The sequence below is a fragment of the Bradyrhizobium sp. 956_D2_N1_4 genome (assembly GCF_052076025.1).
Classification (GTDB): domain Bacteria; phylum Pseudomonadota; class Alphaproteobacteria; order Rhizobiales; family Xanthobacteraceae; genus Bradyrhizobium; species Bradyrhizobium barranii.
This window is the reverse complement of sequence record NZ_CP197237.1, coordinates 4,864,984-4,887,351: the sequence shown is the minus strand read 5'-3', so window position 1 is coordinate 4,887,351 and position 22,368 is coordinate 4,864,984. Positions and strand designations below refer to the sequence as shown.

The 22,368-nt window shown below is 59.2% G+C and carries 23 protein-coding genes and 2 pseudogenes; 13 read left to right on the top strand and 12 right to left on the bottom strand.

Going from position 1 to position 22,368, the window contains the following annotated elements:
- Window position 1 precedes the first annotated feature (1 nt).
- The 3 genes from AB7535_RS23200 (at window position 2) to AB7535_RS23190 (ending at window position 3,525) form a co-directional block, all read left to right on the top strand.
- A complete protein-coding gene (locus AB7535_RS23200; protein ID WP_439035288.1) occupies window positions 2–1,135 on the top strand; it encodes a radical SAM/SPASM domain-containing protein in 1,134 nt (377 codons plus the stop codon).
- 17 nt (window positions 1,136–1,152) lie between these two features.
- Window positions 1,153–2,349 (top strand): glycosyltransferase family 4 protein, encoded by a 1,197-nt coding sequence (locus AB7535_RS23195; RefSeq protein ID WP_439035287.1) that lies wholly within the window; start codon window positions 1,153–1,155, stop codon window positions 2,347–2,349.
- A gap of 405 nt (window positions 2,350–2,754) precedes the next feature.
- On the top strand, window positions 2,755–3,525 hold the full coding sequence (locus tag AB7535_RS23190) for a hypothetical protein (RefSeq protein ID WP_439036961.1): 771 nt from the start codon (window positions 2,755–2,757) through the stop codon (window positions 3,523–3,525).
- 35 nt (window positions 3,526–3,560) lie between these two features.
- Here AB7535_RS23190 and AB7535_RS23185 read toward each other — a convergent pair whose 3' ends face one another.
- Both AB7535_RS23185 and AB7535_RS23180 read right to left on the bottom strand, forming a co-directional pair.
- Complete coding sequence (locus AB7535_RS23185) at window positions 3,561–3,803, bottom strand: cold shock domain-containing protein (protein ID WP_430642631.1); 243 nt, start codon at window positions 3,801–3,803, stop codon at window positions 3,561–3,563.
- Between the two features lie 63 nt (window positions 3,804–3,866).
- On the bottom strand, window positions 3,867–4,010 hold the full coding sequence (locus AB7535_RS23180; RefSeq protein ID WP_439035285.1) for a hypothetical protein: 144 nt from the start codon (window positions 4,008–4,010) through the stop codon (window positions 3,867–3,869).
- A 237-nt stretch (window positions 4,011–4,247) separates the two neighbouring features.
- Here AB7535_RS23180 and AB7535_RS23175 point away from each other — a divergent pair, with 237 nt between their 5' ends.
- Window positions 4,248–4,583, top strand: a complete 336-nt coding sequence (locus tag AB7535_RS23175) for a TIR domain-containing protein (protein ID WP_439035284.1) — start codon at window positions 4,248–4,250, stop codon at window positions 4,581–4,583.
- 430 nt (window positions 4,584–5,013) lie between these two features.
- Complete coding sequence (locus tag AB7535_RS23170; RefSeq protein ID WP_439035283.1) at window positions 5,014–5,442, top strand: SDR family oxidoreductase; 429 nt, start codon at window positions 5,014–5,016, stop codon at window positions 5,440–5,442.
- 346 nt (window positions 5,443–5,788) lie between these two features.
- Here AB7535_RS23170 and AB7535_RS23165 read toward each other — a convergent pair whose 3' ends face one another.
- Window positions 5,789–8,371, bottom strand: coding sequence for a MobA/MobL family protein (locus AB7535_RS23165; RefSeq protein WP_439036960.1), 2,583 nt, complete (start codon window positions 8,369–8,371; stop codon window positions 5,789–5,791).
- Window positions 8,372–8,632: 261 nt separating this feature from the next.
- On the opposite strand from AB7535_RS23165, the gene AB7535_RS23160 reads away from it, so the two are divergent.
- Window positions 8,633–9,343 (top strand): hypothetical protein, encoded by a 711-nt coding sequence (locus tag AB7535_RS23160; protein WP_439036959.1) that lies wholly within the window; start codon window positions 8,633–8,635, stop codon window positions 9,341–9,343.
- A gap of 145 nt (window positions 9,344–9,488) precedes the next feature.
- On the opposite strand, the gene AB7535_RS23155 is transcribed toward AB7535_RS23160, so the two are convergent.
- Window positions 9,489–9,617, bottom strand: coding sequence for a hypothetical protein (locus tag AB7535_RS23155; RefSeq protein ID WP_439036958.1), 129 nt, complete (start codon window positions 9,615–9,617; stop codon window positions 9,489–9,491).
- A 112-nt stretch (window positions 9,618–9,729) separates the two neighbouring features.
- Here AB7535_RS23155 and AB7535_RS23150 point away from each other — a divergent pair, with 112 nt between their 5' ends.
- The 4 genes and pseudogenes from AB7535_RS23150 to AB7535_RS23135 all read left to right on the top strand — a co-directional run bounded on the left by AB7535_RS23150 (window position 9,730) and on the right by AB7535_RS23135 (window position 11,917).
- Window positions 9,730–10,083, top strand: coding sequence for a hypothetical protein (locus AB7535_RS23150; RefSeq protein WP_439036957.1), 354 nt, complete (start codon window positions 9,730–9,732; stop codon window positions 10,081–10,083).
- Between the two features lie 2 nt (window positions 10,084–10,085).
- Window positions 10,086–10,685 carry a PIN domain-containing protein gene (locus AB7535_RS23145; protein ID WP_439036956.1) on the top strand — a complete coding sequence of 200 codons (600 nt, stop codon included), beginning with the start codon at window positions 10,086–10,088 and terminating at the stop codon, window positions 10,683–10,685.
- Window positions 10,686–10,905: 220 nt separating this feature from the next.
- Window positions 10,906–11,316, top strand: a pseudogene (locus AB7535_RS23140) (helix-turn-helix domain-containing protein); the annotation flags it as partial.
- A 97-nt stretch (window positions 11,317–11,413) separates the two neighbouring features.
- Window positions 11,414–11,917 (top strand): hypothetical protein, encoded by a 504-nt coding sequence (locus tag AB7535_RS23135; protein WP_439036955.1) that lies wholly within the window; start codon window positions 11,414–11,416, stop codon window positions 11,915–11,917.
- 468 nt (window positions 11,918–12,385) lie between these two features.
- Here AB7535_RS23135 and AB7535_RS23130 read toward each other — a convergent pair whose 3' ends face one another.
- Together AB7535_RS23130 and AB7535_RS23125 are read right to left on the bottom strand one after the other, a co-directional pair.
- A complete protein-coding gene (locus tag AB7535_RS23130; protein ID WP_354134195.1) occupies window positions 12,386–12,997 on the bottom strand; it encodes a hypothetical protein in 612 nt (203 codons plus the stop codon).
- A 2-nt stretch (window positions 12,998–12,999) separates the two neighbouring features.
- Complete coding sequence (locus AB7535_RS23125; RefSeq protein ID WP_439036954.1) at window positions 13,000–13,836, bottom strand: metallophosphoesterase family protein; 837 nt, start codon at window positions 13,834–13,836, stop codon at window positions 13,000–13,002.
- Window positions 13,837–13,917: 81 nt separating this feature from the next.
- On the opposite strand from AB7535_RS23125, the gene AB7535_RS23120 reads away from it, so the two are divergent.
- Window positions 13,918–14,151, top strand: coding sequence for a helix-turn-helix domain-containing protein (locus AB7535_RS23120; protein ID WP_439036953.1), 234 nt, complete (start codon window positions 13,918–13,920; stop codon window positions 14,149–14,151).
- A gap of 170 nt (window positions 14,152–14,321) precedes the next feature.
- Here AB7535_RS23120 and AB7535_RS23115 read toward each other — a convergent pair whose 3' ends face one another.
- A complete protein-coding gene (locus AB7535_RS23115) occupies window positions 14,322–14,657 on the bottom strand; it encodes a hypothetical protein (RefSeq protein WP_439036952.1) in 336 nt (111 codons plus the stop codon).
- A 464-nt stretch (window positions 14,658–15,121) separates the two neighbouring features.
- Between AB7535_RS23115 and AB7535_RS23110 the strand changes: the two genes are divergently transcribed.
- Together AB7535_RS23110 and AB7535_RS23105 are read left to right on the top strand one after the other, a co-directional pair.
- Window positions 15,122–16,381 carry a nucleotidyl transferase AbiEii/AbiGii toxin family protein gene (locus AB7535_RS23110; RefSeq protein WP_439036951.1) on the top strand — a complete coding sequence of 420 codons (1,260 nt, stop codon included), beginning with the start codon at window positions 15,122–15,124 and terminating at the stop codon, window positions 16,379–16,381.
- Window positions 16,382–16,455: 74 nt separating this feature from the next.
- Window positions 16,456–16,593 (top strand): hypothetical protein, encoded by a 138-nt coding sequence (locus tag AB7535_RS23105; RefSeq protein WP_439036950.1) that lies wholly within the window; start codon window positions 16,456–16,458, stop codon window positions 16,591–16,593.
- Between the two features lie 119 nt (window positions 16,594–16,712).
- Here the strand turns inward: AB7535_RS23105 and AB7535_RS23100 are convergent, their stop codons facing one another.
- From AB7535_RS23100 to AB7535_RS23080, 5 genes and pseudogenes are all read right to left on the bottom strand, one after another.
- Entirely contained in the window at window positions 16,713–17,222 is a 510-nt protein-coding gene (locus tag AB7535_RS23100) for a hypothetical protein (RefSeq protein WP_439036949.1), read from the bottom strand.
- Window positions 17,223–18,549: 1,327 nt separating this feature from the next.
- A pseudogene (locus AB7535_RS23095) lies at window positions 18,550–18,681 on the bottom strand (PRC-barrel domain containing protein); the annotation flags it as partial.
- 274 nt (window positions 18,682–18,955) lie between these two features.
- Window positions 18,956–19,774 carry a glycosyltransferase 87 family protein gene (locus AB7535_RS23090; protein ID WP_439036948.1) on the bottom strand — a complete coding sequence of 273 codons (819 nt, stop codon included), beginning with the start codon at window positions 19,772–19,774 and terminating at the stop codon, window positions 18,956–18,958.
- Window positions 19,775–20,834: 1,060 nt separating this feature from the next.
- Window positions 20,835–21,095: a heme-binding protein gene (locus AB7535_RS23085; protein WP_439037362.1), complete on the bottom strand. Its 261-nt coding sequence runs from the start codon at window positions 21,093–21,095 to the stop codon at window positions 20,835–20,837.
- 67 nt (window positions 21,096–21,162) lie between these two features.
- Entirely contained in the window at window positions 21,163–22,092 is a 930-nt protein-coding gene (locus AB7535_RS23080; RefSeq protein ID WP_439036947.1) for a dTDP-4-dehydrorhamnose reductase family protein, read from the bottom strand.
- Window positions 22,093–22,368: the final 276 nt, after the last annotated feature.

Below are 22,368 nucleotides of genomic sequence, written 5' to 3'. Positions count from 1 at the left end.
AATGGACCTCACCGTCATTTCCACGTTCCGCTGCAACTCCAAGTGTCAGATGTGCTACATCTGGCAGAATCCGACCGAGCCGAAGGAGGAAGTGTCGCTGGCAACATTGTCGAAGCTGCCGTCCGGCTTCGACAATCTGAACGTGTCGGGCGGCGAACCGACGCTTCGCAAAGACCTCGGCGAGATGATCGACCTTCTCTATCCCAAGGCGAGGGTGGTGGAGATCTCGTCGAACGGGCTGCATCCGGAGCGCCTCGTTCCGATCATCAAGAAGCACCCCAACATCAAGGTGCGGTTCTCGCTCGAGGGCGATCAGGAAACGAGCGACAGAATTCGCGGCGAGAAGGATGGCTATTACACCAAGGTCGCGGGGCTGCGTATGCTGCGCGAAGCTGGCGGCACCGACCTTGGCTTCGCCATGGTCATCCAGGACGAAAACGTCGATCAGCTCGTCAATGTCTACGAGTTCGCTCGCAAGGAGGGCTTTGAGCTCGCAACTTCCACGCTTCACAATGCCTGGCAGTTCTACAAGAACGACAATTACTTCTACGACCGGAAGGCAGTCGCGCGGAAGGTCGAGGGGCTCATCTCGGCGATGCTGCGCAGCAAGAAGCCCAAGAACTGGTTTCGTGCCTATCTGAACCTCGGCCTTATCGAAAAGATTCTTGGTCATGACCGGCTGATCCCTTGCAGCGCAGGCAAGGATTTCGCCTTCATCGATCCCTGGTCGGACGTGTGGGCCTGCAACGTCCGTTCTGATCTTCCCATGGGAAATCTCGCGCGGGAATCATGGGACGAGATCATGGACAGCGAGGTCGCCCAGCAGACGCGGAAGAAGGTCGCGAATTGCGGACAGAACTGCTGGATGGTGACCACCGCGCGAACGGCGATGCGGTCCAATCTGGTGCCTCAGCTCCCGAAAAGCGATCCGCTGCTCTGGGTCCTCAAGAACAAGCTCAAGGTCTCGATGGGCAAGAGCGTCTGTTTTGACAGTTACATCAATTATTCCGACGTGCGCCCGTCGCCGCACGTCGAGCGAACGTCGTTCCTGAACAAGACTGTCAAGGCCAGGCTGGTCAAGGGACGCATGACGGCAGACGAACATTACCCGTTGCGAACATTCATGAACAATTAGATTTGGAGGAAGTCCAGATGAGCAGGCGTGAGATCTACATGTTTGGCTTCCGTGGCTTCCCTCAGATCCAGGGTGGTATCGAGACGCATGCCGAGAATCTCGCACCAAGGGTGGTCGAGCTCGGCAGGCGGGTGACCGTCTGCATGCGATCTCCCTATGTGACGCCGGATGTCCCAAAAGTTTGGCGGGGCGTTCGGGTGCTGCGGCTGTGGACTCTCAGCAACAAATATCTCGAAACGCTGCTCCATTCCGTGGTCTGCGCAATTGTCGCGATGGTGCGGCGGCCGGGGTTGGTCCATATTCATGGCATCGGCCCTGCAATCGTGACGCCATTGCTTCGTGCTGTCGGCCTGCGGGTCGTCGTCACGCATCATGGTGAGGATTATAATCGCGAGAAGTGGGGCTGGGCCGCGCGCATGGTGCTTAGGACCGGCGAGGCTCTCGGAATGCGTTATGCGAGCAAGCGCATTGCGGTCAGCCGCAGCATCGGCGAACTGATCACGTCCAAGTACGGTAAACCCTGCGAGGTCGTGCCGAATGGCGTGGTATTCTCGGATTTGCCGCAGCAGAGCGAAAAGGTGGTCGAGTTGGGCCTCGAGCCGGGACGATACGTGTTGACCGTCGGCCGGCTTGTGCCGGAGAAGCGGCAGCTCGATCTGCTGCACGCGTTTCTGGCCGCGGAACTGCCGGGGTGGAAGCTTGCCATCGTCGGAAAGATCGACCACCAGAATGAATACGCCGATCAACTGGTTCGAGAGGCGGCCGGCCACCAGAACGTCGTCATGGCCGGTTTTCAGACCGGCGACGGCTTGCGGCAACTCTACGCACACGCTGCGCTGTTCGTTCTGCCGTCATCTCATGAAGGGTTGCCGATCGTTCTGCTTGAGGCGCTCAGTTACGGATTGCACGTGCTGGTCAGCGATATCGCCCCGAACCTGGAGGTGGTGACCGATCCCGAGCACATTTTCCATGTCGGTGACTGTGAGGAGTTGGGTGCAAAGCTGTCGGCGCTGACGAAGACACGTTTGAGCGAGGTCGAGCGCGAAGCGGTGCGCCGCGAGAGCGCCATGCGGTACGATTGGTCCGACATCGCGTTGCGAACGCTGGACATTTATGATGACCTGCTCGGCCGCCAGCAGCAGGGCAATCTGTCGCACGCAGGCTGGGCCGCAGGGTCGCCATCTTCGCCTTACGGCACGCCCGCCAACAACTGAGGCATGGCCCGACGCACAGTCTGGCAACATGCGCGACGCGCCCCAGTCGTTGATCGCACCAGTCTGACGCCGGGCGCCGGCCGGTGACGCAGCGGATTATGGGGGACCCGGAGTCCGGTTAAGATCGGGCCCCGAATGTTCTTGGTGTTGAGATCTCAACTCGGTTAGTTGCCCCGGGACGTTGGTGTGGCGATAACGCCGGCCCGACATGGGCTTGGCCGCTAAAGTCTTCAGCCTTCAATCGAAATCCTGGTGAACCGCAGTTTTTTGCGGCCGGATCCTGTCGATCGCCCAGCCGCCGGCACAAAGCCGGATTTGCCCCGTTGCCCGGGTACCAAGCATAAGATTGGGCTTTCGAAACCGGTTGAACCCTGAGAGGCTCCGGGCTGGGGATTCGTAGGCCCGATGGCCAGCCAGGTGTCGAGGCGCCGGGCGGCGTTGCCGGATGATCTGAGAATGAGCAGTGTGGTGGGTGTGCTGACGACCAGCGAGATCGACGAGCGGATCGTTTCGATCATCGAACTCGCCGGAGAAAGGTTGATGCGCTTGTCCGATCCGTCATTCGAGTTCGTGACGGAGCGGATGAGAGGAGGGATATTGACTATTCATCAGCGCCTGAAGGCTGAGCTTGCTTCGCTTGTCGAACTGCGGACCGTGTATGGCGATCTGATGGTTTGTCGGGTTGTTGCCGGCGACTATTCGCGGGGCCATGATCAGGTGTCACCGTATCAGCATTTGCGGCTCGCCTGGCTGCAGCTCAAGCAGTTGGGCAACATGTTCGATCACTCCATGAGCGAGCTTGATCGGCTTCACAACGAAACGCTTGAACTGCTCTCTATCGACGTCGAAACGGCAGCTGTGGGTGACGCTCCCCGAACGAGGTTGAGCGAACGAGAGGCGCCGGCCGATCGATGGTTCGCAATTATGCCAGGACATGGAGTGCCGAGGTTCGAGAGGATGAGGGTTCCGGGCGAGTTGTCGATCGCTGATGCAGACGTCGCGGAGTACTGTGACAATGCCCGGCGCGAATTATTTGCGCAATTGGACGCGACCGTCGATATCGTCAGTTCCGGCATTGCCGGTTTCCTGTCGAACCATGGGGGCGAGCTGCTGGACCTTATCGGTCGCTACAACGACCTGATCGACAACCTTCAACATCAGCATCGACGGATGTAAGACGAATCCGAACCGTCGATGGCGCCAGGTTGCGTTCATTCTGCAGACTTGGACTCGCGGGTTGCGACGCGCAGCTGACCGGCCGTGACCTTGCCTTCAACGGAGACGAGTTCATAGCTCACACTCTGGCCTTGGATGAGCGTTGGCAAACCAGCTTCTTCGACGGCAGACATATGGACGAATATGTCTTTACCTCCGCCGTCGGGCCTTATGAAGCCGTAACCCTTGAACTGGTTGAACCAGACTACAAATCCGTTAGCCAAAATTCCTCCGGGCATTCGCGTAATCCAGTCCGACGCAATCATCGCAATGTGCTGAATTTACATCGAATCCAGATGCAATCACCGTGCCAAAGAGCCCTGGTTACCGCGTTGCGCGAGTTTCCATCCTTCGAGCACGCAAACGACGCCGCGGTCGACGTATTCCTCGATCGCCGCGTAATCGATCGCGAACCAATCGAGGAGGACGCCGACCTTGCTCTCCATGCCTTGGGCTTCGCGCTACAAGATATCGGTTGGGCGTCTTGAAGGCTCAAGCCAGCGGATTCCGGTTCAGAGAGGGAGCCCGGCCCGCCAGCACGACGAAGGCCTCCTTGGGATTTTCGTCCACTAGGCGAGCGAGCAGATCGGTGCCGCCCCGGGAACGGGCTGCCACCAGTTGCCAGAGCTCCGCCGCCGTGTCCGGATATCGTCCCACCTATTTGCGACATATTCGGCAGGCCTATGACCGACACATCGAAAACTATTTTTGGTTTCCAGACGATCCTTGGTAACGAGCGCCTCGCTTGCATATCTAGCTGGAACTCAGCCGGCGGGCTGGTACATCCGCGCGCGCCGTACGAGTTCATCGACATGTCGGTGAAGGAGGCATACGACAGCGGTTGGAAAGATAAGGTGCGGACTCGGATTCGCCGATCTGACGGCGTCATCGTTCTTGTGAGTAAGAACTCCACCAACTCGACCGGCCAGAAATTGGAAATTGCCTGTGCCAAGGAAGAGGGCAAGAAGGTCCGTGGAATCCGGGCTACAGCAACGACCGCACGGAGATCCAGGGCATAACCACCTAACTTGGTTGGCGACGTAACGCCTGGCAGCGTCTATGCGCACATCGATCAATCGCTGGGGCCTTGGGGCGGCCAGAGGCCCGTATTCAAGACCAACGTCAAGTCATTTGTCTCCCTCCGAAAAGCCGCGCCACCCATTGCGCTCGAAGAGTTGCTGCAGTTGGCCAAGCACTTTCCGAAGCCGGGGTTCAATTTCCCGCTCGATCCATCTTACGAGCCGGAAAGATCTCAGGAGCAGCGCGACGATCCAAGCATTCCTCCACCTGGTCCTGCAAAGAATGTCATCTTTAAAGTGCTGCAGAACTACGTCAGGGTGAACTTGGTTCGGCGGGTTTCACGACACCAGTTATGCGAGGGTTATCGATTCCGAGGTCTGCCCGGGGGTAGAACTCGACCACCCAGGTTGGGAGCGCCGAAAAGACTGAGTGGAAACGTTTCCCGACCAAGCGGTCGAGCCAATCATGCGAGACGGTGGCTCGATCATCATGACCACGGCCTGGTTGAACCAGGTTGGGGTGTCGGGGCGTGCTGTCCTGTCGGCTTCAAAAGCGGCCGTGCGCTCTTTCGCCCGCACCCTGTCGGCGGAGCTGCTGGACCGGCGTATTCGCGTCAATGCGATCAGTCCAGGTCTGATCGACACTCCTATCCTGCGGGGAGTGGGACAGTCCGAAAATCCTGGACGGACCGAAGCGCAGTTTCGTGACTACCTCGCAGGCGCGAGCAGCATCATTCCGATTGGACGCCTTGGACACGCCGACGAAATTGCTGCGGCGGTACTGTTCCTCGCCAGCGACGCATCCAGTTATATGCTCGGATCGGAGCTGGTCGTCGATGGTGGGTTCGCCGAGCTCTGAGAAGGTTATCATGGCGCGGCACAATCCGACTTTGGGCCGAGCACGCTTGCAGTCAAGCAGGTCTGCTATAGACCCGAAGGCGATTTCGGCGGCTGTCATTTGACATCCGAGTTGGCGCCGAAGCCGGAACACCAGCGCGAACAAGTAAGCCCAAGTCTCCTCACGGCTTGTACCCGAACCGCGCTGCCGAGCAAGGCAGCGCGGCTTATTGTTGGTCACGGACCCTGCGACAATTCATGCGGAGCTTTTAGGATAAGCAGGTCAATTGAGGAGTGTTCCGCCGTCTCCTTCTCGTAGCGAAGCGCGATGGTTAACGAACGGTTCCGGAGGCTGCTCGATCGAATCGTCAGCCCATGTCGCGCTCGCCCGGACGGTTGTGCCGACGATCGTTATGACAGAGTGTTGCTTTCTGCCACGGCACAAGCGGATTCGGCAGGTCGCGGAAGCGCCCGAGTCTTACTTCGAGCTCAAGGCTGCTCAAATCCCAGATGAATAGCTGGACCTCCCAAATGGTCCAGTTCGTTGGTTCATCCAAGTCAGGCGGCAGATCGAGGTCCGCATCGGGATCGCTCTGCGCGTGCTTGTGCCGAGCGGTGAATCCATCGACTTCCTCACCGGCGTAGTGACGAACAAATGCCTTGGTGATAGGGCTGAACGCGTCCAGCGCCCTTTCCCGGAAGGAGCCGCAAGATGGATTTCTTGAGCTGCATAGGTCTTGCAGCAATTTGAGGCCGCTGCGAGCGGAGGCGCTATATGCAAGCCGATTGCGTACCTCCTGCGAAGCAATGATCGGTGCTGGAGTGCTATCCTTTCCGTTCTTGGGCAGCTCTTCCCAAAAAAACTGATCCCCCAGCATGCTCGCGTCGGCGTTCGCGTCGCGACATTGTGTCCGTTGATGCGGGAGCGCGGCGAACAGCGACCGACGGGCAGCCTCGACAAGCTCAAGCTGGTTTCTCGCGATCTGGGGATCGACAAAAATCTTCACGCCGTCGTTATAGCGCGCTGCGAGCAGAAGAGCAGCCCATACCCGGCGCGGATCCGTGGCCTCAATGGTCAATTGGGCAGGGGCCGTGAGACCGAAGGCTTGCCTCAGGGAAATAGCTGCCGCCGGCTGAATGTGGGCGTGGTCAAGCTTAAGGTCGATCACCTGACGCTCGTCCCAGATCATAACGTCAGTTACGCCGCTTGCCCGATCGATAGCGGCGATCTGGAAAAACTCGCCGCATTCGATGGCCTCATTGGAGACCAACTTGTCGGTTGTCACGAACCATTCGCCGACAGAGAGTGCGTCCTGGACGATCGACGGCGCTATAGGAGTGTAGTGAAGACCGGAATGCCCGTCGGCGCCTCGCGCAACATTGTGCGTCGAGACAAGTCGCGTTGGATCGTCGCACACGATAAATTCCAGCTTGTGCGGACGGTGGTCAAGGCGATCGCCGAACGCGATAAAGCCACCGCGCACCATCAGCTCGACGGCGTGCCGCACGAGGCCGGCCCGGAGCAGTCGTCCGGCAACATCCGAAGCGTCCTGCTCCGCCGGAATTTCGGGGCTTGCCAGCACGTCCGCGGCGTAGGCGGCGAGCTGGCGGCGCACTGTTCCGGTCTGGGCGCCTTGAACGTGACCGAGGACGAGCTTGGAGCCGGCCTTTTTCGCGGCCACGATCAACGAAGCCAGCGGCTGGTCTTCGATGAGCTCGGCGTGGGGGACGATCACGGGGCGTCCGGGCCGCAGGGCCAGCGCGTCGGTAATGGCCGTTGATTCCAGCCCGTCGATCCTGAGGAGCCGGGTTTCCGGGTTTGAAAGCACATTCGCGGTGGCCTCGCAGTTGGAGAGCGCTTCTGCGAGGAGGAGGGGGCGGTCAGCCGATGCGTTCTCGCACAGCCGGGCGATCTGCACCACGACGGCGGGCTCATCGGCGCCAGTGGCGGCGACGACTGTGCTCTGTCCCTGCTGATCGAGAATTTCGGTGGCCAGCGTCAGCAGATCGTGGACTGGCTTCGTTGTCACGAAGGCGGCCGTCGACGGCTTGCGAAGATCGGCGTAAGTGACGATTTCCTTGCCCATCAAGATGCGGTCGATATGCGAGTCCCCGCCGTCCACGAAGAATTTCCCGCATAGTTGGCGCACAGCGGCAACCGGAAGGGTGGATCGGCCACGGAGGAGTCCGTCGACGAGCAGGAGGGGCGGCCCTTTGATGATGTCGATGTTGGCGCTGCGGTAGTCGAGACGCGCGGCGGGAAGCTCGTTCCTGTCCGTTAGATGCTTCATGGGGCTGGGAGCAATGGGATCGACGATGAGATCGGTGCCAAGCTCGACGAAAAATGCCTGCTGGGTCTCCCAGCTAAGGTTCGGCCAGTGGATCCCTTCCTTGACTTCTACCTTGACCTTGGCCTGATCGCCGCGAGGACGGACGCGTGCCACGAAATCGCGCTGCTTCAGACCGAATTTGCCGTTGGCGTCGATCGGCCGAGTGGAGAAAAGATAGTGCGCGTGGCGGTTCGTGCCAGCTTCGTGGATCGCCAGGTGGATCGTCAGACGTGACGATCCACGGACATGTAATGCGATCCTCTGCGTTATCTCGATAGCTTCGTGAAGCGACGCCTCGTGCGGTGCGGGCAGGGCGACAACGAGGGCAAACCCTGCCTGCGGTGGCCGTTGGCGTTCATCGAGGGGCTTGATCACCTTGCTAAGCTCGGCGCTGTCTATCGCGCGTGCAAGAGAGGCGCTGTCATAATGGCTGACGAGGTGAGCGTCCGGCAGCCAGACATCCTGGTAGCTGACGTCGCCCGCGAGGTGGATGTAATCGACAGCTCCTCCGGGGAGGCGTGGATCGTTGATCCGGTCCCGAAGGATATAGGCGACGTTCGTGGTCGCGCCCGCCAACTCGGTCAGCGACACGATGGTAAATCGGGCGTAAGGGATCGCCATCAGAAACTAAGCTTCCAAAGATTGCATATTGAGCGTTTGGCATTCAGCAGGCCAACAATGGGCAGCCGCCCTGGAAAGCCGCAAGCTCATAGGCCGGCCGTCCCCGCAATTTGAAGTTTTTGCAGGTATCGAGCCCGGCCGCGCGGTGGTGGACGGCAGCAATCCACACCACTCCACGAAATGTCACCCCGCTGGGCGTCTTCTCGCTTTGACCCTGCTGGACGTCGTGCTCCGATACGGCGGTAGACGGAGGGAGATCCCATGAAGAACGAACTCAAACGCATCGATGCAAGGCTGGCGCGTATCAGCGAGGAGCGCGCAGAGCTTGATCGCGACACCGCGGCCGCGAAGGGCGAACGTGAGGCGGTGGTGCTTGCCGGGTTGAAGGAAGCGGGGGTGTGCGAGCTGCCTCCTGCGGAGCTGGAGGCGCTGATCCGGGGCATCCGCGCCGCCGGACAGGTCCAGACCAAGGCTTCCATCGACGAGGCTGGCACCAAGCAGGATTGCGTGAAGGTGAAGGTCCGTCTTAGCCGTAACGCAAGCGAGCAAAAGCAAGGCGCTTTGCGCGCGGCGGGGGTCAACTGGAATGGTAAGCAGGGGCGGTATGTCGGTCGCGTCAGTAAAGCCACGCTGGCGAAGCTCATCGAGCAGTTTGATGACCGGGTCGAGGTCGAGGCCGCCGAAGAACCGCCGCCGGATGGAGGATTGCCGTCCACCGCCTTGCCGAGCGTCGAAGCGCCGTCGGTGGCAGCCGAACCGGCTGGCGAGCCGGCGCCGGAGGGTGCTCTTGAAGCTGACCAGGCGCCGCCGGCGGTGGACCCGTCCACCGCCGCCCCGGCCGCCGAGGAACCGCCGGTGGCCGCCGCTGAGCCCTCGCCGGCGTCTGAGCCGGTTGCTCCCCGCGAGGGCCTCCAGCAGCCTCCGCAGGCGCCCTGGCCCCGCCTGCCGCCGTTGCGCCGCCCGAGCACCTAGAGCGGTTCACGGAATTATTGAATCGGTGCGGCGACGGGCATAAAACGCCCCCACAAAAACGCCCTCCACTTTCGCAGGACACAAAAAACCCACCGGCGACGGCGGGGTTTTCCTTTGGGTGATGCGGTTGAACTTGATCGAGAGGCTATCCCTCGAGCTTGTGGGTCCCCTCCAGCCATCCCGGGAGCAATTCCTCGACCACCCCGGACACGCTCGTCTTTTCGCGGGCGGCGAGGTCGCAGAGCGGGACGACGCCATCAGAGCGCTTTCGCATCGCCATTTATCATCGTGCGAAATCGAGGTATTTCAGTACCTTATTCTCAAGAGCTTGAACTTGATTTCATTAGTTTAAGTATTTTATGATATTTGAGGAAGAGGAGCTAGTCATGGCCAAAGCAAAATCGCGTTCGACCTCCCTCCCCGAGGATCTCGATCTTCGGGTTCGCACGATTGCACTCAGAGAAAATCGGACTCCCGCCAATGTTCTCGAAAATGCCGTCAGGGTTTTCACATTGTTACCTCAGGACCTCCGGAATCTTTTGATCGAGAATTCGGCCGACCAGATGAAGGGCGCGCGGAAGATCGAGGAGCTGAGCCGTCGCATCATGTTCTCACTGGCCAGGGAACGTTTCGAACAGGCTGCTGCGAAGCTTGCCGCTTCCGATGGAAAGATCGACCACGACATGCTTAACGCCGACGAGATGGTCGTGGTCGAGACGTACGGTCCTGCGGCGACCTGACGATGATCGTCGTGGTCCCGGACATCAACGTGCTCGTCTCAAAATTGTATGCCGACAAAGCGGCCAAATCGTCGACGATAAGTCAAAAGGTCGTTCTGCATCTCGTTTCCGGGTCGATCAACGGTGAGCCGGTGCAGATCGCCATGTCGTTCAAGATGCTCGACACGTATCGCGAAGTGCTCCTCCGAAAGGAATACCCGGAAGCCCTGGTGGAGGAGGAGATTTTCGCACTTGTCGACATGATGAAGTTCGGGCCAGCCGGTTTCGACCCGCACATCGTCCTAGGCGGGTCTCCGGACCCGGCATTGAAAGATCTCGAGGATGGCGGCGTTCTTGCGACCGCCTACGCCGCGCACGCCGGCATCCTGATCTCCGACAATCTGAAGGATTTCGCCGGACAAGATGCGGAGACATACCGGACGTCGCGCGTCCAAGCGCCCGACGGCAAAACGCGCGAACTCTATTGTGTCATTCGCGCTAGACCAGACGGAAGAGAACTCGTGATCGTGCATCCGGCCGATTTCATATCGTGGATCGACCGTAAGTTTAAGATTTCGCCCGAGGCGATCAGACAGGCATTCACCGTCATACCGCAACCGTAAGGCGCGGCGGATGGTCGAGATTCGAGATACGTCGTCCAGGGGACATACTTTGCCCGGCGACCTCTGCCAATGGTTCGCGGCGCTCAATCCAGCACTTGCATCTTCAATGATTTAGAGAGGGATTAGAGGACCTACTCTGCCCGTGGCCGCAATCGGGAGGGATTCCGGATTTGGAACGAATATGATTCAAGATGCTGGCTGGGCTGGAGGCCAGCATCCGATGGTCCGACCAATTTCCAATGATTTGCGTAAGCGTGCGGTTGCGGCTGTCGCAGAGGGTGAGAGCTGCCGCTCGGTGGCATTGCGGTTTGGGGTTGCGGTGTCGTCGGTTGTGAAGTGGTCGCAGCGTTATCGAGCGACCGGCTCGGTAGCGCCCGGTAAGATGGGCGGCCATCGCAAGCCCGTACTTGAACCGCATCGCGCCTTCATCAGGGAACGGATCAGTCAGACGCCGCATTTGACGCTTCACGCCCTGAAGGACGAACTCGCCGCGCGCGGGATCAAGGTTTCCCACAATGCGGTCTGGCTGTTTCTGCGGCGCTAGGGGCTGCGGTTCAAAAAAACGCTGCTCGCCCTCAAGCGAGCTCGCTCAGACATCGCGCGTAGACGCCAGCGCTGGCGTTCATGGCAGGCTACCCGCCGGCAGCGTGCTGTCGGTTCAAGGGCCCCGGAGGGGAAACCTGAAGCGGCCTTTGCTTTGTCTGTTGGGCCTCGCCCCCTGAGAGCCTATGCGGACCATTATTTATGTTGACGGTTTCAACCTTTACTACCGGATGCTTGAAAAGCGTCCCGATCCGAAATGGCTGAACATCAAGCAGCTCTGCGTCCAGTTTCTCAAACCGGAAAATATCATCATTGGTGTTCGCTCTACACCGCGCCGCGTTGATCCGCTCGCTCCAGCCCGGCAGCAGGTCTATTTCGACGCGCTCGCTACCATTCCTGAAATTTCTCTGCACATGGGGAGTTTTCTGGGTGCAAAGAAATTCTCAGGCCTGGTCCACCCGCCGGCGCTCCGTCCGCCGCTCGCCAATCAACTTCCGCAGCCACGGCCAGCCGTCGTCAAGGTTCACAAGACCGAGGAAAAAGGCGGCGACGCAAATCTCGCCTCGCATCTTCTTCTCGGGGCATTTCGAAACGATTACGATGTTGCGGCTGTGCTCTCAAATGACACTGACCTCGTCGAACCTAGCATGTTGCTTCTCAAGATTTTAGCGAGTTGTTGCGATCCTTAAGTAATTCGCAACACGCCTTCTCCAAGAGGGCCCAGACCCTCTGTCTGCGGTGGTGCGCAACCACCATGCACTCGGCCTTACGCGCTGGGTCGCCAGTCAAAGGGTTTGCGGTCTCCGTAATCTCGACATGGTAGTCCGAGCAGTCAGCGAGGTCGCTTACGTTGGATATCTGCATCGAAGCGACGGCGCGGCTCTCCAACTCAATGCCTCCAGGCACCAATTCGATAGTTATCCTCAGCATTTGTTCCGCCTTCTTTGTTTGATGCGGGAAGCTCGGCCCGATGCCGATTGAACGTTGCCCAACCGGAAGCCTGAGCAGTGATCGAAAATTACGACTTTGGAGCGCCCATCGGCATCCGACGAATTGCTGAACCGCAGCAACTCATAGGAGGAGTTGCGCGAATTGCAGGAGAACTTAAACGCCAATAATGGAAGTGAGGTTTGCAGCTTCGCGTACATGGAAGGCTGTCATTCCAGCCCTAACGACGCAGGAGACACATCGGTAAAGCTGTTGGTTTTCGGATCGTATCGTCTGCAAGACAGAATTTGAATCTTGCCGTTGATCTCGCCTCGACGGATGTAAATGTTCTCGAGGCCAGGCTTCATTGGCGCTCGTTCACCCTTAGCGTGAAGGTCGCAAGCGGTTGCAAGGTAACTTCCGCGGCGGTAGAGCCGACCCTCCTCACTGCAGATTTCACACGTGCATGCTGAACACGCACATGCGAGCTCAATCAGCTTATCCACGTTAGCAGTGGTGGATTGCGAAAGTAGCCCATTCCAAGAAACCCGTAGGAGGCCTTGCTCCTCCTTGATCTGCATCAGCTTAATCGTATTGCCTTTACCTTCTTCGTCGAGAAGGTATTGGAGCTGTGTACAGAGCCGATCGAGAATGCCGAGCCATCCTATTCCGCAGTCGGGAAGACCTTCAGCTAACTCCGGATGAGATTCTGGTGGTTGGAAGAGCTTGTAGTGCACCCAGACAAGTTCAGCTCTCCAATCTTCGGGCGCGGGGCACGAAGGCATGCCTTCCTCTTCGAGGTCCAGATTATCATGAGAAAAGACTCGCTCGTCTTCTGCCATCTTCAAATGTCTATGATGAGTTCAGGGTCGAAGTGGCCGCCTTCGACGGGATTGCAGATTACGCGGGTTCGACCGCATTCTACGTGGTAGGGAGCATGAACATGACCGCAGACCCAAAGTTCAGGCCGGACATGATCGGGTAATGTTGGGAGGATGTTTGATGTGTAGAAGGCGGGTGCCCACCAAGGAAGCCGAGCACCTCGATATGCATCGACGCAGGCAGCGAGAGGAGGGTGGTGTGTAACTACTACGGTTGGGCCTTCGTGGATAGAGACGAGTTCGTCAACGAGAATAGCCCTTTCCCGCGCATGCTCGGCTGCGGCATCATATGGGGTCCATCTGCCTCTTTCGGTTGTGATCGCGCCATACTCACGGGGACCGGTCTTTGGATGAACCGCGATAGCGCGCGCGCGGGCTGCCCACTCGATTTCATTGTCAGTGCCCCACATCCAGCGGCTGGCTTGAGCCCAATCCCCCCAAAGCGTCAGCCCGATAAAGCGCGTATCGTCAATTTCGTATGTAGGACTGTCGGCGCTTAGAACGGTGACAACCTTTCGACGAGCCTCGGCGTTTTGTCGATCTGCCTCATTACGCATTAATTTGATGACGTCAGCGATGGTGTGTCCACCGGTCTCATGAGTCCAAAACTCATGATTACCAGGAACAATTAGCGCGGGCTTTCCATGCGCGATTTGCGTGACACACTGAACAGCTTTTTGGGGTTCGCCTTCCCAAATGTCACCGGCGCAGACCAGCACGTCGAATGACTCACTCAGGTACGGTAGTTCGTTTAACGCCCGGCGTTCCAAGTGCAGATCCGAAATAGCGAGTACTCTCATAAGATCGGATCCAGCCGGAATCGCACGATGTGAATACTATAGTCTGTAGTCCTTTAGTGTTCAAGCGCGAACTATCGCGGGGTGACAAACCCCAACATAGCCTTTGGAAAACTGGTCGCTAGTCTACGGCAATCCGCCCAACTCTCTCAGGAGGAGCTTGCGGAACGGGCGGCTATTCATCGAACCTACGTGAGCCAGCTTGAACGTGGCTTAAAATCGCCCACGCTTGTCACACTATTCAGGTTGTCGAAGGCGCTTGGCACAACTCCAAGCAAGCTGGTGCGGCAATTGGAGACCGATCTCGGCGGAATATAGTTCGAGGTCTCTTGGCTGAATGGCGTTTTCCGGAACATAGGTGGCAAATATCATTCGTGCACGGCCGCTCACCTCGCTTCAACTGGTTATCGAGGATGTCCGGTGGTTTGCGGGCGCGCCGGATACCTTACTAGTCGATGCTAGACCACCGCGCGCCGCTGTGCTTGCCGTTACCGGATCCAGTCGACGGGCACGCTTTGATAACGCTCGACCAGAGCCTCGCGGACCTCCGAATAGTTCAAGGTCGCTTCGGCCACGTGCAGCATGGTCGGAAACCGTATGCCGCCCTTGGGCTCGAAGCGCAGGCGGTCTTGCCTGCCGACAGCTAGGTCGGCCTGCAGGGCGCTGAAGTCGGTCCGCTCGTTGACGGCCACGACGATCTCGCCGTCGACGATCGCGCTGCCGAGTCCGGCCGAGGCGTAGGCCGCCGCGATGCCGGTGAAACGCTTGGTCCAATTCAGGCTCTTCCGGGTGAAGATCTCGGTGCCGGCGTCCGAGACGTGCAATTGGCTGCGGTAGCCGTCGAACTTGATCTCGTGGATCCAGCGGCCACCAGCCGGCGGCTTCGGCTTCAGCGTCGCGAGTTGAGGGGCGATGAACCAAGCATCGGCCCGAGGGGAACTACTCCCTCGACGGCCGTCAGGTCCGGGATCCTGCTACGCTAACGCCGCCCATTGTGAGAGAGATAGGGGCTCAAGTCCCTGAAATCTAATCATTTCTTGCGACTTGCAGGTCTGTTCCCGATTATCGGGTGTAGATCGAGAAGAGCCATGCTGCACACCAACAAGCCCGTTATGCCGGTCATCAACGGCATCCTGGAACTCCGCGAGGGCTACCGCCGTCCGCTCGGCGGGCGCGAACAGCGCGTCGTCGACGCTGGCCGCGCGCTCTATGGTGAGCGGTGGATGCGCCGTCTCCCGCCTCGTGAATGCCTCCCGTTCGATGGAGGTGTCTCACCAGGACGCGCTACGTGTTCGAGCGCGTCCTGGTGCGCCTCGGTGAGTGCGAAGTCTGGAACAAGCGCCTCGTGCTGAAGGGCGCGATGGCTCTGATCGGTGTGACGCAGGATCACCAGCGTACCACCACCGACATCGACGTCTGGGCGATCGACAAGCTCACGCGCGAGGAGGCGATCGAGGCGTTCAAGGCGATCGCCTCCGTTACGCCCTCCGATGCCGATCCAATGACGTTCAACCTCGACACGCTCAAGGTGGAATCGATCAACACCAAGGCTGACGAGCCGGGTCACCAGATCACCTGTGAGGCCCGCATCGGTAATATGCGCCTGAAGTTCAAGTTGGAGATCAGCCACGGCCACGTCTGCACGCCGAAGCCGGTCATGATGACCTATCCGACCGTCCTCGACGGCCACGCGCCGGCGAAGATCATGGCTTACAACGCCGAGACGATGCTCGCGGAGAAGGTGCACGCCATTGTCTCGCTCGGTACGCACACCAGCCTCTACAAGGACTTCTACGATGTCGCTCTCATCATGAAGAAGTGCGATCTCGACGGCCAGGATACCGAGCAGGCTTTCAAGCGCACGTTCGGCAAGCGCCTGACGGATATCCCGGACCTGGACAGCGAAAAGCTCCCCGTCTTTCATCCGGATTTTTTCGCTGAGGGCGAGCGCAACTGGCGTGAATGGGCTGATAAGAAGTTCGCCGGACAGCGCGGCTACGTGAAGCAGAGCTACGCTGATCTGGTATCTGTAATCGAGCCCTTCATTTCGTATTGCTGCTCGATGACCCGCGACGAGGCCATGACGATGGACTGGAAGGCCCAGGCCTGGAGCGTGCCGCTGGTCGACAAGGAGATTCTGGACTGGCAGGCGGACATCGCGTGGACTATCGCGACTGAGCGCCGAATGGCATCTGGCGAGTACGTCAGTCAGCGTGAGTTGATTGAGCGCGCGCGGTCCGCGGCCACCAGCGTGACGGAAGAGGAGGCGCCTGGGCCCGCCTTCGGCATGTATCCGGCAAACAGCTACGCAACCTGCGGATATCGCGTCCCGATATCAATGAACGTTTCGCTCTTGCCGCCAGAAATCCAGCCACCGTCCGAAGCTTTGCGAGCGCCGGAACTGTTGCGCCTTTCAGCGGCTTGCTGGCCTCGACGCCGCGAGACTTCGTGCGCAATGATATCGAGCTATATGTGCCACGGGATGGCGATTACGAATGGCTATTCAGCCTCACCCCACGGTACTTGTCCAGAAATGCTCGGGACATAATCGTAAGCGACATCTTTCTTGAGTTGTCTGAGCGTCGCGTCGATCGCGCTGGCGTCCCGGCTTGCGCGAAGCGCATGATTGCCGCTTACAACAAAGACAATCCTATGAAGACTTACGGCGACATTCGCACGCCGCTGCCTCTCGACGCGCCAGCCTATTTCGACGGGACCATGTCGCGCGTTGAGATTGTTTCGGAGAACCTCTGGCCGTGAACTCAACGGCCGGAGGCGCCTCGGCGACAGCGGGTCCTCACCGGTCACGGCGCAGTGCCGTATCGACATAGGATGTAGGCCCGCCGGCTCAGGCTTGCGGGCCCTCACTCAATGTTTAATCACTGCCATGCAACTGAATAGCTTCGCCCGTTGGAGTTAGGATCGCTGTTGTCGCTGGCCGAAAAGATGATGCCGGCACCGCGAAAATGCGAATAACCTCCGTTGGCCACTTTTGAGGGACTATGTGGTGGGCCAAGCGGACTCCCATCCTCAAGCAAGACAATGGTCGATCTGGTCGGACCACTGTCAAAGTCCGCGAGCCCGTCGAGTTTTGGCGCAAGGGCCTGATAGGCGGTCGCATCGAGCTTACGGAAGGGGCCGGACAGATTCGCGAACTTGGGCGGCTCAGGTATTGGAACGTAGCTGTAGTGCAGATAGAGCGCGACCGGGAAGTAGACGGCAAGTACGACTAAAACCGCCTTTGTAACCTGAGGAAGTGTCCAAGACGGCATGGCTAGACCACGCGACGATGGGATCACTTGCTCGAGTATAGACGAGAAACCAGCAAGGAGGCAGTTCACCTTGGCGGGCCTCCACACCTTGGCAGAAGTACGAAGCAAAACGGTCAACGCTATTGTCTTTCCCGGGACCCAGATTCCTAGTCACGCTTCGTTGCACGAATACAATTTTTGCGGCTATCGATTGAACCAATTTTCCGCGCTCGCGCCAAAGTAGTAATCGCCATTCGGCGGGGAAACAGAAGGGAATTGACCATGCGTGCATTGCAAATTGCTGCCGCCACGGCAGTTCTTGCCTTCCTATTCTCATCTCCATTGTTTGCGCAATGCGCGGGGTGCGGCGCGGACTACAACTGAGCCGAACGAAACCGCGTTAACCCGGGTTCTGAAAATCGCACCACTTTGCAGGACATCGAGAGACAAAGTGAATCGGCGCGATGCGCAAACGATGCCATGCGGAGGAACGACCTGCGGCAGGTACATCCGCCGGGTGATCCCATACGACGCAACCAATGATCTTTCTCGAAAGCGCGGGGCTTTGGTCCCGCGCTCATACCTATAGCGCCGGTCGCCGCCGGTGGTCACCACCGGCGGCAACCGAGCGGACAGGCGGCCGGTTCACGTTGATGGGCCTGCGCTAATCATTCGTGAATTGCCCACCCCTGACGCCGTAGAAATACTGATCCAGCTATGATGGCGGTGGCGTTGATTACCGGCTGTGTCAGCGTTTTGGCTCTAGGCGCCACATTCGCGGTGGTCATCTATTTCGATGCTAGAGCGGATCGCAGGCGCCAACAGTAAGGCCGCGCCGGAAGTTGATTGCCTGATGAACAGGATCACTCAAACGTTGGGCCGGACGGGGATGTCCCTTGTTGTCGTCTCTCTCGTCTCTGCCTGCTCCAGCTCAGAACATGCCGCTCCGAAGTCAGTTGCTCGATCTGGCGCGCCGTGGGCCCGAGACCTCAATGAGCCGCCCCCAAATCGAGAGCCCGCGAGTGCCGCAACTGCACAGACAAAGGCAGGCCTGAACGCTGCGCGCCAGAAGGCGGTTACCGGGCGGTAGGGGGGCTTTCGCGCTGAGTCGTCCGCAAGCTTACCTGTGCTGGCAGAACTTCACGAGCGGCGGGGCTTTGGTCCCGCACCTAGATCAGCGGAAAATGGTTGTTCCTATATTGAAGGGCTGACGGATCCGCAGGGCTCATGGGTTAGGAGCACGTGCCCGTGCCAACATTCATGGTGCGTTTGGGCGAAGCCAATCAAGGCCAGGATAATCAAAGCCACTACGACGCATCCGGCTACAACGTTCTGCATCATGGCTGCCACTCCAGGTAAACTGTGACTGGCTTACTCGGCCAGGCACCGGCGAGCAGGCCTTCGAAGTCCGCGCTGGGCGCCCGGTCACCGAGTGATCACCGCGGACGGTGACCGGGCGGACAAGCTATCTGGCGAAACCGGAGTCTAGAAGCTTCAGAGTCGAAATCGGCCACTTGCCGTCGTGGCCACCGATCGAGATCCGGAGCCCGTGCACCTCGTCAAGGAAGACGTGATCAACCGTCCCCGCCTTACCGTCGCGGCGGGCTTTTTTTGGTCTTGGGAAATTCACGGGTGGTTGCCGGTTCTTTCTGGCGGGCCTACAAAAGAAAAGGCCGCAGGGGTGGACCACTGCGGCCGACCGGGTTAAAAAAATTTAAAATATGCAGCCAGCCCCGTTTCACCTAGGCTGAATACGGCGCAGCGCGGCAGGACAATTGTTCTCTCTGCTTCGGGCTGGGCTCGCGCGAATAGGCGGCGATCGCAGTTGCGCTTGGCGGCGTGGCGCTGGCTTTGCAGCGAATCTGGCTACACTATTCCGCGGCTTGTACGACCTGGGGCAGGGCCGGCGCAGGCTGTGTTCCGCGTCGCAGCAGCCTCGCGAGCAGAACAAGCAGCGACATCAGCGCGAAGCCACCGATGGCGGGTGCAAACTTCCCATCCATGTCGGCAAGATCGGCCTCATTCCCGAACTGTGCCGCCATGCGTGCCGACTGAAGCATGCCGTAGGCGCCGGCGAGCAGGATCAGTCCATAGATGACGCTGCGTTCGCGCGCACTCGCCAACTGGACAAGATCGGGAAGCAGCAACGCGAGGCCAATCCCCACCATCGGCAGGTCGTAGTCATAGGCATAGGGGCTGACATGGTGGTGATGCCGAGCGCGAATGTGGGCGACATTTATTCGCGCGGCGCCAAGCCGGACGGCGAGCACGACCGCGAACAACGCGAAGCAGGCGACGACCGCCTGGGCCCAGAAAGCAAAGGTCGGAGGAGCACCGGCGCTGCCGACGGCCGCGTAGGTCGAGATCATGCGAAGCAGCGGATAAAGACCGTGCTCCAGGAAGATGGCTGATTCCCGGACAGCACCGAGCCAGACGGTCCAGATCTGCCATCCGAACACCAGCGTGCAGATGAGTGAGCTCGCCAGCACGAACATGGTGGCCGTCGCGAGCGCCGCCCAGCGGCGCGCCGCCAGCATGTAGACGCCGGCGGCAATGGCCAGATGCGGCTTGATCACCATCGCGCCCAGTGCGAGACCGGCGAGGACCTGGCGCCGCTCCACGTTGAGGCAGACTAGGCCGATCAGTGCGCCTGTGAGGAAGCCGTTCTGAACGGCTATGCGCCGAGGCAATGATGAAGACCGAGCTACCTGGTTAATTCTCGCACTATGCCAAGATGACCGCCTCTGCTTAGCAATTTTACGAGGAGACCGCAGCCTGCCGCGATGAGGCAACTCGCGCCTCGATCTGGTCGATCGGGAAGGCTGCTTGAAGCTTGCTCACGAATGGACCGAGCTGGCGCTCGCGGCCGAGCGGGGCCAGATTTTCCGCCGAGGTTAACGGTGGATACGTCCCAGCAGCATGTGTCGCTTGCCGGATTGAGCTCCCGAGCGCAGGCTGTCGTGCACCGCGCCTTGGCGGGCCGCGCGGTCACACCGAATAACCTCCAATCGCTGACGCAGCGCGACCTGTTTATGCTCGTGGGCGTGGGCCCGCGGACGTTGAAGGAGATTGTTAGCTGGGCGGAGGCGAAGAGCCTGCGGTTAGCGCGCGGGGCTTGAGTGCTACGAGCGCAGCGCACTGGCCGCGCAGAAGCGCGCGCTTCGATCGGTGAAGGTCACCGCGAGGGTAAAGTTTGTGAAGGCTTCGTTCTGGAGAAATCTCGACTAGCTGGCCAGCGATCGGTCACGGGAAGTTATAGAATTAACCTCTCGGCTGACTGAAATGACGTCAAGTTCTTTCGATGTTAGCTTAAGTATTGACTTATGCTGAGTTTTTCTCTTCCGAATTCTTGTGCGTAATTCTTTGTGGAAGAGAATGAATACAAAACTCCCGCCTCGGCTGGGTGCAGGACATCTCGACGATGCACTTCGGAGGGTTGCAGCATACCCAGGCGAATGCCCGAACTACGGCCATGACCGGACGAGCGACTGCTTAACGAACTCTTCCGCACTATGGCGGCTCGTTCTCACCACCTTTGCAGATATTTGCTCCGCTAATCTCGTCACCGCTGCCACCGGCTACTGCCTGACAGACTAGGCTAGTCTGCCAAGAGCCGACCTGCCGTCGCATTTATTTATGCCGCGTTAATCGCCGATGCATAGAATGAAGGGATGTGTCATGGGTTTTTCAACCGCCGGTGAACTTTTAGCATCGACGCACTCTTGCGCTTCGCTTCGCCGCGGACGAGCGCTATCCAGCGTTGGCCTTCAGCCTTGCGGCCTGGATGCCGGTGATGGCATAAGCCCTGTCATTGTCGGAGGTGTCGCCGGACACTCCGACGTCACCGAGCAGTGTTGCGCCATCCATGATCAGCACGCGGCCGGAGACCGACACCAGCGAGAGTGAACTCGTTCGCAAAATCGCACGTTTCGCTTCGAAGCGTCCGGCGCGTTGCGGCAGAGGGTAATCGCGCGTCTCAGTTCTCCACGAGCCTGAAGGTTTGTTCCACATCGAGCAGGTGATATCTCGCTCGCTGTGCTCACGTTTGGACAAATAGCCCCCTTACTATTGCTGAGATTCAATGCGCGTCGTAGGGCGTTGGGTCTTCGTGCATTTCCCTGATCATCGTGTGCCAGTCTGGCGCGCGGAAACCGGTTCGTTTCGCGAAGTTGCTGCCGTCGAGTCTGCGATCGCAGAAAAACGTCTCGTCGCGCTCGAGGGTCACGCCGAGCCCGTATTGAGCGTTCACGATCTGCAAAAGCTCGTATTTGCTGATCGGCTCCGAGGCAACGTGCCAGACGCCATCGACGTCCGGATGTTCCGTAATCAATTTTCCGACCAGATCTGACATGGCGCTGGTCGTGAGCCCAGTATAGAGAGCGCCGACGAATCCCCTCGCGTGCCCGCCGCGTTGCGCAAGGAACCATTCGATCAGACTGGAGCGCCCGCGCAGTTCCCTGCCGACGATGGAAGACCGAATGGTCAGGCAGCCGGGCCCCGAAACTTCACCCAGCAGCTTGCTGCGTCCGTACAGATCCTCGGCGTCGGTAGGCGAATTCTCCGCAAAAGGACCTTTCCGGCCGGCGAACACGCAATCGGTGCTGAATTGTATCAGGCGGGCGCCCCGCTGCCTGCAAAGTGCTGCGGCTCTGTGCGGAAGCATCGCGTTGGCAGCGATCGAAGTAATGGCGTCCTTCGCCAGATCGAGCTGCTTGATCACGCCGACCGCATTTATCACGACATCAGGACTTGCCGCCTCGATCGCGGCCTGGAGGGCCGTGTCCTGCAAAACATCCACATTTGGCTGAATCTGGTGTGTGACAGCCAGGGCCAGTCGTGCCGCGGGCGTGTCGGGAATCGAAGATGAGCGTATCGTTCCGGAAACCTGAAAGCCCTGCGCCGCTAGCCGCTGGACAAGCTTGTGCCCAAGCATACCGGTCGCCCCGAGCACTAGCACGCGCGGGACGCGGCGAGCCGTGTGTGGATCAGGCGGCAATTCCGACGACATTCTTCATTTCCACTCACGATTGACGTGGCCCAGCATCTCAGCGGATGGCATCTATCTCACCGGTCTGTCAAGAAATTCCGGATTTCGCGTGGGCGGGCCCGGACCTGAGGCAGGACGATGTGTCATTTCCGGCCCGCCCGGTGGTTAGGTCCCGCTTGACAAGTTCGAGCCATCAGGCGCACGCCTAGTGCATAGGGCTTGTTGGCTAAAAAGTTCGCTAGCTACCGCTTAGTTGGACCTAATCTCGGGGTTCGACCCCATCAAGTAGGACCTCGA

What these genes read in the sequence shown, in the direction of transcription:
- AB7535_RS23130 (WP_354134195.1), bottom strand. Translation starts at nt 12,997, where the DNA reads ATGGCAGAAGACGAGCGAGTCTTTTCTCATGATAATCTGGACCTCGAA.
- AB7535_RS23160 (WP_439036959.1), top strand. Translation starts at nt 8,633, where the DNA reads ATGAAGAACGAACTCAAACGCATCGATGCAAGGCTGGCGCGTATCAGC.
- AB7535_RS23150 (WP_439036957.1), top strand. Translation starts at nt 9,730, where the DNA reads ATGGCCAAAGCAAAATCGCGTTCGACCTCCCTCCCCGAGGATCTCGAT.
- AB7535_RS23190 (WP_439036961.1), top strand. Translation starts at nt 2,755, where the DNA reads ATGGCCAGCCAGGTGTCGAGGCGCCGGGCGGCGTTGCCGGATGATCTG.
- AB7535_RS23165 (WP_439036960.1), bottom strand. Translation starts at nt 8,371, where the DNA reads ATGGCGATCCCTTACGCCCGATTTACCATCGTGTCGCTGACCGAGTTG.
- AB7535_RS23195 (WP_439035287.1), top strand. Translation starts at nt 1,153, where the DNA reads ATGAGCAGGCGTGAGATCTACATGTTTGGCTTCCGTGGCTTCCCTCAG.
- AB7535_RS23175 (WP_439035284.1), top strand. Translation starts at nt 4,248, where the DNA reads ATGACCGACACATCGAAAACTATTTTTGGTTTCCAGACGATCCTTGGT.
- AB7535_RS23200 (WP_439035288.1), top strand. Translation starts at nt 2, where the DNA reads ATGGACCTCACCGTCATTTCCACGTTCCGCTGCAACTCCAAGTGTCAG.
- AB7535_RS23085 (WP_439037362.1), bottom strand. Translation starts at nt 21,095, where the DNA reads ATGTGGAACAAACCTTCAGGCTCGTGGAGAACTGAGACGCGCGATTAC.
- AB7535_RS23125 (WP_439036954.1), bottom strand. Translation starts at nt 13,836, where the DNA reads ATGAGAGTACTCGCTATTTCGGATCTGCACTTGGAACGCCGGGCGTTA.
- AB7535_RS23135 (WP_439036955.1), top strand. Translation starts at nt 11,414, where the DNA reads ATGCGGACCATTATTTATGTTGACGGTTTCAACCTTTACTACCGGATG.
- AB7535_RS23180 (WP_439035285.1), bottom strand. Translation starts at nt 4,010, where the DNA reads ATGGAGAGCAAGGTCGGCGTCCTCCTCGATTGGTTCGCGATCGATTAC.
- AB7535_RS23155 (WP_439036958.1), bottom strand. Translation starts at nt 9,617, where the DNA reads ATGCGAAAGCGCTCTGATGGCGTCGTCCCGCTCTGCGACCTCGCCGCC.
- AB7535_RS23105 (WP_439036950.1), top strand. Translation starts at nt 16,456, where the DNA reads ATGATTGCCGCTTACAACAAAGACAATCCTATGAAGACTTACGGCGAC.
- AB7535_RS23185 (WP_430642631.1), bottom strand. Translation starts at nt 3,803, where the DNA reads ATGCCCGGAGGAATTTTGGCTAACGGATTTGTAGTCTGGTTCAACCAG.
- AB7535_RS23080 (WP_439036947.1), bottom strand. Translation starts at nt 22,092, where the DNA reads ATGTCGTCGGAATTGCCGCCTGATCCACACACGGCTCGCCGCGTCCCG.
- AB7535_RS23145 (WP_439036956.1), top strand. Translation starts at nt 10,086, where the DNA reads ATGATCGTCGTGGTCCCGGACATCAACGTGCTCGTCTCAAAATTGTAT.